This is a genomic window from Paenibacillus sp. LK1, assembly GCF_002750415.1.
GTDB classification, from domain to species: Bacteria; Bacillota; Bacilli; order Paenibacillales; family Paenibacillaceae; genus Paenibacillus; species Paenibacillus taichungensis.
In genome coordinates this window covers 93,270-105,437 of record NZ_PEII01000006.1, presented here as the reverse complement: position 1 = coordinate 105,437, position 12,168 = coordinate 93,270, and the positions used below count along the sequence as shown (strand labels likewise).

Below are 12,168 nucleotides of genomic sequence, written 5' to 3'. Positions count from 1 at the left end.
AAGTTTCATATTCAGGAGTTTGGCCTTCGATTCACTTGTGCCTTGTGGCATACGTGTATTTCATGATGCGCCATTACCCTGTACTTAGTTAAGAACAGCGGATATCATAAATCGCCTCCGGGATTGTACGTGTCCGGGTCTATTTCCGCGCTGTGTTCAGCGTGGATTTTTTTGTATAGACCTATAACGGGCCCTACTTTCCCGTACGTTAAGGGCGGAGAATGACGTTTGTTCATTCTCCGCCCTTTTTGCGTTTTTCGGGAATATATTCGCTTTAACCGAAATTCCATTTTATATCCAAGGAGAGATCAAGCATGAATGAAAAAACGTTAACCAGTCTGGGTTATCCCCAAATTCAAAAAAACGTTGCAGCCTGTGCCCTATCTTATTTGGGCAAACGTTATGCAAGAGACATGAAGCCAATGGTGGACGCTTCTCTGATTCAAATGCGTCTGGAAGAGACCGCTGAAGCGGCAGCTTTGATTCGTAACGGCGCCAGTGTGCCCATTCCATCACTGGATGGCATGGAGACCATTATGGATCTGCTAGGTACCGGTTATTTATTTACGGAACGTGATTTCAGCCATCTCGCCCAATTTCTTCGCAGCTGCGCACAGCTTATGAAATACATGGAGGGCAAATCCGAAGTGGCCCCTACAGTTAGTCGCTACGCTTCATCCATGATATGGATGGAATCCCTGCTGAGTGAGATTGAACGCTGTATCCATAGTGGACGCATTCAGGATCAGGCGAGCAAGGAACTGATACGTATTCGTAAAAAAATGACAGTCAATGAGGAACGTATGAAGCGAAAGCTTGATTCTCTAATAAGCAAACACCGCTCCATCATGCAGGAAAATGTGATCAGTCAACGTGGTGGAAGAACAGTGCTGCCCATTAAGAAAGAATTCCGCAAACACATTAAAGGCAGTGTGCTGGATGAATCGGGAAGTGGCCAAACCGTATATATTGAGCCTGCTGAATTAGTAGGTCTGCAAATGGAGCTGGCTTCACTGCAAGCCGAGGAATCACGGGAGGAGATGAAAATCCTCGGTGACTTAACCTCCCTTGCTGAGTCTTATAATCGTGAAATCGCACTAAACACGGAAACGGTAGGAATTCTGGATTTCCTGTTCGCCAAAGCGAAATATGCGGCGACCATGGACGGACGGACTGTGCGCGTCAATGCCAATGGACGGGTTCGGCTTCATCATGCCCGCCATCCGTTTATGGGTGCATCCATGGTTCCGCTTGATTTTGCAATTGGTCAGACGTATTCCTCACTAATCATTACAGGGCCGAATACGGGTGGCAAAACGGTTGCACTCAAAACACTGGGTCTGCTTACCTTGATGATGCAATCCGGTCTGCTTGTGCCTGTCGATGAAGATGGCGAGATGGCCGTATATCATGAAATTGCTGTGGATATCGGCGATGGACAGAGCCTGGAGCAAGCACTCAGTACCTTTTCTGCACATATTCGCAACATGATTGGCATCCTGGAGCAAGCCGATTCATCGACACTTGTGCTTATTGACGAGATGGCCTCCGGTACCGATCCCGGTGAGGGAGTGGGACTCTCGATCGCCATGCTGGAGGAGCTACACAGCCGTGGAGCTACCGTTATCGCGACAACCCATTTTGGGGAAATCAAACATTTTGCAGCAGCCACGCCTGGATTTGAGAATGCACGAATGGAATTTGATACGGTCTCTCTTCAACCTCTTTATCGATTGCGGATCGGAGAAGCCGGTGACAGCTATGCCTATTCCATTGCACTGAAATTGGGTATGCCACAGCGTATTATTGAGCGCTCCAAGCTCATTTCAGATCAGGGTGTCTCGCAAAGTGTCTCTTCCACCTCCTCTCCATCCGTGCCTAAAGTAAGTTCAACGTCATCGCACATAAACAGCACGGTTGAACAAAAACAATGGAATGAAGCAAGGAACAAGACGAAACCTGTCAGCCCGTCCGTACAAACTGAAACAAAAAAGCAATCAGCTGATCGGCCTGAAACATTAGAACCCGCTTCCCCAGCCAAAGCATTCCGAAAAGGGGATCGCGTCTATGCAGCTTATCTGAACCAGTCAGGCATCGTATGTGATGTGGAGGACAGTCGCGGAAATATCGGAGTCATGCTGCGCGGACGTAAAGTCAAAATTCATAAGAAACGTCTAACTCTGCACATCTCCGCAGATGAACTATATCCGGGTGACTATGACCTCGACATTGTGCTGGAGACCAAAGAGAACCGCAAGAAACGCAAACTGATGAGTCGCAAGCATGTGGAAGGACTGAAGATTGAATTGCCCCCTGAAGAATAACCGGAAATTTTATATAATGGGTTTAGTTGCTATACTTTAATAAACCTATCGATCGTTCGTGGTTAGAAATTCATCGGGGAAGGAAGACTCGTATGTCTGTTGAGCAAGATACAAACAAAGTCACTCCAGAAGTTCTTGTATGTCCTTTGTGTGGGGAGGCCAACGGCTGCTCCTATGCCGCTGGTCGTCCTCATTCAGAATGCTGGTGTAACCGGGCAGTGTTCCCAGAAGGGGTGTTTGACCCCATTCCGGCAGAACAGCGCAGGAAGTCCTGCATCTGCGAGGCATGTCTGGATACGTATAAAAAGAAGACAGAGCAAAATAAAGAGCCCCACAGTTAACCCTGTGAGGCTCTTCTTCTATTGATATGATTTTGTATTGAAATACAGACCGTTACTTCTGCAGTTGTTGATAATGCGCTACAGCCTGCTTCAGTACAGGGTGACTCTCATCCATGGACGTATACTGGCTAAGTGCTGCTTCAATCCCTTTTTGCTGGATCGTGGTCTGGAGTTCTACCGCTTCCGGGTCTTCGGAAATGTCAAACTTGCAGGCAGCGGCCATGCCCATTGCCAGATGTGTTGTCTCCGTTCCATACTCGTAAGCCTGGAGAGCCGGGCGAACCAGACGGTCATTCGGGGACAGTTTCCGCAGTGGAGAACGTCCTACACGAGTTACCTCATCCGTCAGATGTGGGTTAACGAACCGTTCCAATATTTTGGCAATGTACAACTGATGATCGTCGGCATTGAATCCAAAACGCTTCACCAAAACTGCTCCGGTTTCCTGCAAGGCACCATATACGATGGATTTGACTTTTTCATCGGCGATAGCCTTCTGAATTGTATCAAACCCGTTCACATATCCAATATAAGCGGCAATACAGTGTCCGGTATTTACGGTAAACAGCTTCCGTTCGATATAAGGCTCCAGATCATCCACATACATTACACCCTCAACCGGTTTGAACGCAGAAGCCATTTGTGAACGGTCAACAACCCATTCATAGAAAGGCTCTACCTGTACATGCAATGGATCTTCATGATGCTGAATCGGCACAATCCGGTCCACGGCAGAGTCTGGGAAATACACGTACTGATCCGCAAGCAGGCGAGTCCGCTCATCAAGCAGACCATATACATGTTCTTTCAGCTGAGTGCTGGCTCCAATTGCGTTTTCACAAGCAATGATGTGAAGCGGCTGGAAGACATCACCTGTTCCCAGTCTGGACGTAAGTCCTTTGGCAATACCGGGAGCAATATGTTTCAGGATGTTCACACCCACTGCGGTTGTGATCAGTTCAGCTTCTGCAACGTTCTGAGCAACGGTATCCAGATTGGTTCCATCGATCGCACTCACACCGGTAACTGTCTCCAGGTCCTTGGCTTCGTTAGCCAGTTCAACCGTGTATTCTCCACGCTGCTCTAGAGCCTTAACCAGCTCCTGGTTAACGTCCGAGAAAACGACATTGTAGCCTGCACGGGACAGAATCAAACCGATAAAGCCACGTCCAATATTACCTGCTCCAAAGTGAAGGGCCTTCATAGTTCCATTTCACTTTCCAAAATAGTGATGACTTCTTCAGCAGTTTGAGCATGACGCAAAGCTTCCATGTTCTCTTCCTCGGCGCAGATGACTGCGATGCTGGTCAGGATCTCCATATGTTCTCCGCCCTGAGCAGCGATACCAATGACCATATACGCTTTCTCTTCCCCAAAATCAACACCTTGCGGGAACTGAATGACCGATATACCTGTGGACAGGATGAATGATTTGGATTCCTTTGTGCCGTGTGGAATCGCAAGTCCGTTGCCGACATACGTGGAGACAATCTCTTCACGCTCCAGCATTTTGTCAATGTATTCAGCGGTGATATGTCCCGCGTCTTTCAAAATTTGACCTGCCATACGAATCGCTTCGTATTTATCCTGAGCCGTTGCATTCATGATGACTTTATCTTTAGTTAACACACTCATGTTTGAATACCTCCAATTTCTGTTTTGCTGCGGTAAAATCCCGCAAGTTCTTGGGACAAGTAATGAATAAGATCATCCCGGTTGCCTTTTTCAAGTAATGTGATCATTTCTTCCTGCAACAATAGTGCACTGATCTCACTCAGTACTTCCAAACTTTCCTTCGATAACTGTCTGGGTCCTAACATCAAAAGCACATGGCTGACACCTGTCGGGTCTTCCGGCGTGCGCAAAAGCGGCTCTGTCAACTGGAACAGCGTGATTGAAGGACTGTGAATGCCATCACTGCGTGTATGAAACAAAGCGAGGGAAGTCCCCGGAATTTTCTGGCTTCCAACCGCTTCACGCTCCTCCAGCAGCCTGGCAATCTCTTCAGGATTATTTAACACACCAGATTGATGTAAAACGCTGCACATGGCATAGGCCGTGTCAAAAAATCCAATCTTCTGATTATCCAGCGGGAACACTTGAAACTTGCCGATAATCTGTACGATTTCAATCAGGGTCGCTTCCAGTCCAACCGGATCGGAAAATCGTCCTGTTGTCCTTGAAACTGCTTCAGGTGGGGGACTATGTTCCCGCTGAAGCGTCGTTGTCCTGATGAAGTGCCTTAAACGTTCACTTTCTTCTGCCGTCAGCAGTGGGCTCACCTTGTAGTATTGATGTTTATCCATTGGCAGATCCACAGTAGAGAGAACCAGATCATATTCCGTCTTTGGTATACGCGCGGCTTCATACCAGGACACACTGTCCACAATCCGAATCTCGGGAATTTCCTTGGACAGTCGGCTCGATAACATCCGTGAAGATCCGATCCCGCTCGTACAAACGACGACAGCCCTGATTTCACGTTTCAGCACCCGCAGTCGTTCAATGGAAGCACCGAAGTGCATCACCAAAAATCCAATCTCTTCATCCGGAACATCCGTATTGGGCCAAGCCTCTCGCACTGCTTGCTTTACATCCTCAAAGAGTGATTCATAATCCTTGCGGATCTGTTGAAGCAGCGGATTACGGATGAGCTGCCGATCATCCATTCGTTCCAGTACTGGCTCCATATGGGCAATCAGACCTTCACGGAGCAGACGATCCTCATGGAACGAATAATGAGTTTTCTGCTGCATCCGATCTGTGAGGGAACGAACCATGTCAAGTAAGACCAGATCGTCTACGGGCAGCAGACGTGAGGAATGAATCGATTGCTCGATTTCAATCAGCAGCCTGTGAAAATAAGCCTGCTCCTCGCCCACAAACTCCAGCCCAAGCTGGGCAGATAGAACACCGCACAAACGGGAAGCTAAATATTCCGGCACCTTCTGCTCAACATGTAGAGGCATTCCAACGTCTTTTTTGTCTTGTTGAGTGCTCCGACCTATGCCAAAACCTTTGCGAATCCGCACAACGGCTACAGACAATTGGATCAGCAGCTTCATGTATTGACGTTCCGGTATATTTTCCAACCACTCAATATCCGGCTGCCATAACGCGTTTTCGACCGTAAGTACATCCTCATGCCCTATCATTTCCAGAAGCTTGCTGCTTACTTTGGAAACTCCCTGCTCCGCCTGTCTACCGAACAAATCGGATTCATCCAGATATTCAAGAGCGAGCGCGGAAATAGCCATGCGATGAGCCAACTCACTTCCATTGATCTTGACCCCATATCCACGTCTGCGAACCAGCTTCAATCCTGCCAGCTGAATGCGTGGCTCCAGATCGTCCAGATCATTGCTTGCCGTAGATACGGTTACTTTCAGATCTGAGGCCAATGCAAGCAGCTTCACAGGCTCTGATTCATCCAGCAAAATACAAAGCATGAAGAGTTTACGCTCTTCGGGCGTAAACTCCACATATTCGTTAAGCTCAAGTTGTTGACGCAATACGGCCAAATCATCGGAACCGGGATCAATTCGAACCCCGGTTCCCGATTTTTTTTCCAATCTCATGCCAAGGGGCTCAAGCCATTGTTCAATCATCTGCAACTCTCGATGTACAGTACGAGTGCTTACTTTGACCGCAACAGCTATATCGCCAGCAGTTACTTCATGAGGATGCTCCAGCAGGAACTCCACGATCTCACGCTGTCTCCTTGTAATATTACTCATCAGGAGTCGGATTTGAGGCGCTCCACCAGTGCCTCATATTCAGGACTCTTCAGGAAGTTGTCGATGGAAATATGCTCTGCATTTGGAGCCACGGATTTGGCCCGGTCTGTCAATGTTTTCTGTGTGATGACGATGTCGGCATCTTGTGGAATCTCACTGATCGCCGTGTTGGTTACAGCGACATCCACACCGGCTGCCTTCATTTTCTTCCGGAGAATCGAGGCACCCATGGCACTCGAACCCATACCTGCATCACAGGAGAATACAATTTTATTGATATCCGTTTTTACTGTCGAAGAAGCAATATCGGCTGCACGGTCAGCTTCACGATTGTCTTTATCAACGGTGAGGTTGCCCGTTTTGCCCTGATTTTTCATATCTTTCATACGGTTGGACGCACTGTCCAGATCTTCTTCATCGTTTTTTTGTTTACCCGTTTTGAGCAGTATGGATGCTACGAGGAACGAGATGATCGCAGCTACAGCTACCCCTGCAAACATGCCAAGGTATCCACCCTTAGGTGTTAACAACGAGTAGGCAATGATACTACCCGGTGACGGTGCTGATACCAAACCAGCTCCAGTCAGCATGAAGGTCAATGTACCCGCCACACCACCAGCCATCGCAGCCAGAATCAGTATCGGTCTCATCAAAATGTAAGGGAAATAAATCTCATGAATCCCGCCAAAGAAATGGATGATTACAGCACCTGGAGCGGAAGATTTGGCTGATCCGCGACCGAAGAAACAGTATGCCAGCAAAATACCAAGTCCAGGTCCTGGATTGGATTCGAGCATGAATAATACGGATTGACCCAATTCTCTTGCTTGATCCGTAGCAATTGGTGTCAGAATACCATGGTTGATCGCATTGTTCAGGAATAATACTTTTCCTGGCTCAATGATCAGATTGACCAGCGGGAGAAGACCAGCATTCATCAAAGCTTCTACCCCAGCTGATAACACCTTGCTAATCGCTTCAACGAAAGGCCCGATGCCTTTAAGGGCTAGAAGGGCCAAAATCCCACCAATAATACCAGCGGAGAAGTTGTTAACCAGCATCTCAAACCCTGATTTGATTTTGCCATCGACAGCCTTGTCAAACTTCTTAATGACCCAGGCTCCCAACGGTCCGGCTATCATGGCGCCAAGAAACATTGGAATATCACTGCCGACAATAACCCCGATGGTCATGATCGCACCGACTACACCACCACGTTGGCCGTGTACCATGGTACCGCCTGTGTAACCGATAAGCAAAGGCAGCAAATATTTGATCATTGGATCAACCAATAATGCAAAATCTGCGTTAGGGAACCATCCTTTTGGAATGAACAATGCCGTAATCAGACCCCAGGCGATAAAAGCACCCATGTTCGGCATAACCATACCACTTAGGAAACGTCCAAACTTCTGAACGCCAACCCGTATTCCTCCGCTTTTTTCGGACTTTGCGTCCACTGAACTCATACTGAAAACCTCCTCAACATATTAAACCTTGATTCCACTGAATTTTGACAACGATGATCCAGACGAACGAAGGTACAAATCTGCAATAAATCTTAATTTACAACCATATCGTAAATGAAAACGGTATCTTCTACAACGAAATGAAAACCTACTTCCGTCATGAACGTTGATGACAAGATTTAAATTTAAAGGATTGTTCCATATTTAAACCCGTATATTGATCGAAACCTGTTATTCCCTTTCATGTATCATACCCACGAATTGCCCCATTTTAATGACAAATGAAATTGTAAATTTATTCTATTTAAATGAGCTGTTCCTACCTCATTTAGAAATGATGATGAAACATGTTAGATTGATATTTATTTCATCTAATTAGTCTAATTCATCGAGTAACAACGAAAAAGCGCAATGACCTCATCCTGATTCAGATGAGGCAATTGCGCCTAAGTATTCTCCGAATAAGTAATATCACCATTCGGATCTATAATCATCGATTCATTTTATTACCTTAAAAAAACTTTTGCATCAAGCTAAAACTCTCTATCCAATCGGTGAATTGTACCTTAATATTATTCCGTATGTTTACGATACGCATCCGCGTTCATCAACGTGGAAAGTGCTGCTGTCAGGTCGCCCTCAACACGAATCTCGATCATCCAGCCTTCCTCATATGGAGAGTTGTTAACCAGCTCCGGGGAATCCTGCAATGCATCATTCACAGCAATAATCGTTCCACTGACAGGAGAAAACAAATCCGAAACGGTTTTGACGGATTCAATCGTTCCAATGCCGTCTTCCGCTTTTACATCCGATTCCAGGTCAGGCAATTCCACAAACACAATGTCACCCAGCTGATGCTGCGCGAACTCGGTAATACCAATACGTACGGTATCCTCCCCTACGGTCTGCACCCATTCGTGCTCTTCACTGTACAGGAAATCACTTTTCAATTCGCTCATCGATATCCGCCTCGCTTTTCATTAATGAGTGCATGCGTTTCTTTGACCTTAACCTTTTTCCCAGAACATAGCGTATGATATTTTCGATTCAAATGTCAAGATACCTCACAATTTATTTGTTTTTCTTCCTTATATACCTGTAACTCAAATGCACTCTCCCTACATATAATGGTGAATATTAGAAAAGTAAGCGCACTCTTTATAAATAGACGAACGTTATGAAACGAATTAAAAATATCATTCGGCTTTTTTATTCATTTCTATGATATCGTTCTTGACATCAATAGTCGATTCAGGCTTTAATGAGAGTAGTAAATGTGTTTAATTGGTCTATGCAATACCCGCGGATGAATGTAAAGGGAGAGATTACCCTTGACACCCGAATCAGGGTGTACATGCGGTAACGCCGAAGGAGTAAACCACCGACAAGCGGAGGTGAATCTCTCAGGCAAAAGGACTTTTACGGGACGCAACTCTGGAGAGCATCTAATCGCCCTGTGTGGGCGTTATGATCACCCAAGGGGAAACCTGCTGCATCATGCGGCGGGGTAACTCTCAGGTACCAAGGACAGAGCCTAAGAATACAGCGTGCTTCTGGCATGCCGATTCTTTGGCCTGTCCTTTTCCTTTTTCCCAAAAAAACGAAAACAGGTTATAGAGCGGCGCTGCCTATCGCGTCCTTACCTTACTTTTATAATAAAATATGATGCCAGATTCATTGATCCATGGTTATACACTCGGCCGGTTGACGGCCCATGACGAGGTGATTGGATGTCCGATTTGCTTAGAACCCCACTCTTTCCACTCTATCAGCAATATGAAGGCGTACGATGCATTGATTTTGGTGGCTGGGAGCTCCCGGTACAATTCAGCGGAATTCAGAAAGAGCATGAAGCGGTGCGAGAACGTGCTGGATTATTTGATGTATCCCACATGGGCGAATTCACCGTACAAGGTGAACACGCAGAAGCTTTTTTACAGCACATGACCACTAATGATGTAACAACACTCGTTACCGATCAGGCCCAATATACGTTAATGTGTTATCCGGATGGTGGCGTGGTCGATGATCTGCTGATTTATAAACTGAAAGACCAGCAATATATGCTGGTGGTTAACGCCTCCAACATCGATAAGGACTGGGCATGGCTGCAACAGCACATGATGCCTGGCGTAACGATGACCAATGATTCGGATCAAACAGCGCTACTTGCTCTGCAAGGTCCGCTGGCAGTAGATATTCTCAGAACGGTGACAGACACGGATGTGTCTTCGATTGAGCCTTTCCGCTTTGTGGCAAATGCGAAGGTATGCGGCGTTACATTGCTGTTATCCCGTACCGGATATACGGGTGAAGATGGCTTTGAGCTCTACGTTCCTGCGGAACAAGCCGCTGCGGTCTGGAACGGATTGATGCAAGCCGGAGAAGCTCACGGACTTGTTCCCACAGGACTGGGTGCCCGGGATACGCTGCGCTTTGAAGCCAAGCTGCCCCTGTATGGACAGGAATTGTCTGCAACTATCTCACCGCTGGAGGCTGGCGTTGGCATGTTTGTGAAGTTAAATGCAGGACCGTTTATCGGACATGAAGCCTTGTTGCAGCAAAAAAATGATGGACCTGCCCGCAAGCTGGTCGGGATCGAAGTACTGGAGCGCGGCATTCCTCGCCCTCATTATCCCATTTACGCCGAAGGTGTGCAGATTGGTGAAGTGACCACAGGGACTCAGTCGCCTACGTTGAAACGTAATCTGGGGCTGGCCTTGATCGACAGCAAATATGCTGCACTGGGTACCCCGCTGGAGATTGAGATTCGTGGCAAGAAACTAAAAGCCGAGGTCGTGAAGACCCCTTTTCATAAACGGACACGTGCGCCAAAGACACCTACTCAAGGAGCTGATCAAGCATGAGCAAGCATCGCTACATTCCCATGACCGAGCAGGATCAGAGTGCCATGTTGGCAACCATCGGCGTGGAAACGATTGAAGATCTGTTCCATGACATTCCACAGGAGATTCGCTATCAGGGTGAACTGCCTGTTTCCTCCAAACTCGATGAATATGCACTGACACGTCATATGTCGAAGCAAGCGGCAGCGAATGCCAACTTCGAGACACACGCCAGTTTCCTGGGTGCAGGTATTTATGATCACCACGTACCTTCCGTCATTAATCATGTCATCTCCCGTTCCGAGTTCTATACCGCCTATACACCTTATCAACCCGAGATCAGCCAAGGAGAATTGCAGGCGATTTTCGAGTTTCAATCCTATATCTGTGAGTTGACAGGTATGGCTGTAGCCAATGCCAGTATGTACGATGGTGCGACTGCATTTGCGGAAGCAGGCAATCTGGCCGCAGCGGCAACCCGCCGCAAACAACTGATTGTGTCACGCACCGTGCACCCTGAATCCCGTCAGGTATTGCAAGCTTATGCTCACGGCCTCAATCTGGAGATTGTTGAGATTGGATATCAAAATGGTGTAACAGACTTGGATGCCCTGCAAGCCGCCGTGTCCGATGACACCGCAGCCGTCATGATCCAGAGCCCGAACTTCTTCGGCGCCGTGGAAAATGTAAAACAGGCCGCAGATCTTGCCCATGCGCACAAGAGCCTGCTCGTGGTCAGCGCCAACCCGCTATCGCTGGGTCTGCTGGAAGCCCCAGGCAAGCTGGGTGCTGACATCGTCGTTGGCGACGCGCAGCCCCTTGGCATCGCCGCATCACTCGGCGGCCCAACATGCGGATATTTCGCGGTATCCCAGGCTCATATGCGCCGGATTCCTGGCCGCATTGTAGGCCAGACAACGGACCGCAACGGCAAGCGTGGTTTTGTACTCACGCTGCAAGCACGGGAACAGCATATTCGCCGGGAAAAGGCGACGTCCAACATCTGTTCCAACCAGGCGTTACTCGCGCTGAGCGCCTCTGTATATATGTCCATTATGGGTAAACAAGGCATGATCGACGTCGCTGATTTGAATTTGCAAAAGAGCCATTATGCCCTTAACACGTTTACCGCAATTCCAGGCGTCTCTCTTACGTTTACCGCTCCTACGTTCAATGAGTTTGTTATTCAACTGCCTGAAGGAACAAATGTGGAACCACTGCAACTGAAATTGCTCGATGCAGGTTTCATTGGCGGCTATGAACTTGGCCGTGATTATCCTGAGCTCGCTGGACATATGCTGATTGCGGTTACTGAACGACGCAGCAAGGAAGAGATCGACGAATTCGCACGTGTATTGGAGGGATCGCTGTGACTCAGGAAACGACAACAAAGACAACGACGACATCAGCACAAGGACAATCGGAAACGGTAACCTCTATCTCCACTT

9 protein-coding genes and 2 riboswitches are annotated in these 12,168 nt (G+C 47.6%); of the genes, 4 read left to right on the top strand and 5 right to left on the bottom strand.

Annotated features, from left to right (window positions below):
- The first annotated feature begins 314 nt into the window (after positions 1-314).
- On the top strand, positions 315-2,324 hold the full coding sequence (locus CS562_RS15135) for an endonuclease MutS2 (protein ID WP_099856838.1): 2,010 nt from the start codon (positions 315-317) through the stop codon (positions 2,322-2,324).
- 92 nt (positions 2,325-2,416) lie between these two features.
- Positions 2,417-2,665, top strand: coding sequence for a cysteine-rich CWC family protein (locus CS562_RS15130; RefSeq protein ID WP_099856835.1), 249 nt, complete (start codon positions 2,417-2,419; stop codon positions 2,663-2,665).
- A 52-nt stretch (positions 2,666-2,717) separates the two neighbouring features.
- Here the strand turns inward: CS562_RS15130 and CS562_RS15125 are convergent, their stop codons facing one another.
- From CS562_RS15125 to gcvH, 5 genes are all read right to left on the bottom strand, one after another.
- Positions 2,718-3,869, bottom strand: coding sequence for a mannitol-1-phosphate 5-dehydrogenase (locus CS562_RS15125; RefSeq protein ID WP_099856832.1), 1,152 nt, complete (start codon positions 3,867-3,869; stop codon positions 2,718-2,720).
- Positions 3,866-4,300 (bottom strand): PTS mannitol transporter subunit IIA, encoded by a 435-nt coding sequence (locus tag CS562_RS15120; RefSeq protein WP_024633110.1) that lies wholly within the window; start codon positions 4,298-4,300, stop codon positions 3,866-3,868. The genes CS562_RS15125 and CS562_RS15120 overlap by 4 nt, the downstream gene beginning before the upstream one ends.
- Positions 4,297-6,402 (bottom strand): BglG family transcription antiterminator, encoded by a 2,106-nt coding sequence (locus CS562_RS15115; protein ID WP_099856830.1) that lies wholly within the window; start codon positions 6,400-6,402, stop codon positions 4,297-4,299. Before CS562_RS15115 ends, CS562_RS15120 begins: the two co-directional genes overlap by 4 nt.
- Positions 6,402-7,871, bottom strand: a complete 1,470-nt coding sequence (locus tag CS562_RS15110; protein WP_099856828.1) for a PTS mannitol transporter subunit IIBC — start codon at positions 7,869-7,871, stop codon at positions 6,402-6,404. The genes CS562_RS15115 and CS562_RS15110 overlap by 1 nt, the downstream gene beginning before the upstream one ends.
- A gap of 572 nt (positions 7,872-8,443) precedes the next feature.
- Complete coding sequence (gene gcvH, locus CS562_RS15105; protein ID WP_063566882.1) at positions 8,444-8,833, bottom strand: glycine cleavage system protein GcvH; 390 nt, start codon at positions 8,831-8,833, stop codon at positions 8,444-8,446.
- A 347-nt stretch (positions 8,834-9,180) separates the two neighbouring features.
- Positions 9,181-9,303: riboswitch (glycine riboswitch) on the top strand.
- A 3-nt stretch (positions 9,304-9,306) separates the two neighbouring features.
- A riboswitch (glycine riboswitch) is annotated at positions 9,307-9,407 on the top strand.
- Between the two features lie 197 nt (positions 9,408-9,604).
- Here gcvH and gcvT point away from each other — a divergent pair.
- Positions 9,605-10,741, top strand: a complete 1,137-nt coding sequence (gene gcvT, locus CS562_RS15100; protein ID WP_099856825.1) for a glycine cleavage system aminomethyltransferase GcvT — start codon at positions 9,605-9,607, stop codon at positions 10,739-10,741.
- Positions 10,738-12,093: an aminomethyl-transferring glycine dehydrogenase subunit GcvPA gene (gene gcvPA / locus CS562_RS15095; RefSeq protein ID WP_099856824.1), complete on the top strand. Its 1,356-nt coding sequence runs from the start codon at positions 10,738-10,740 to the stop codon at positions 12,091-12,093. The genes gcvT and gcvPA overlap by 4 nt, the downstream gene beginning before the upstream one ends.
- Positions 12,094-12,168 lie beyond the last annotated feature (75 nt).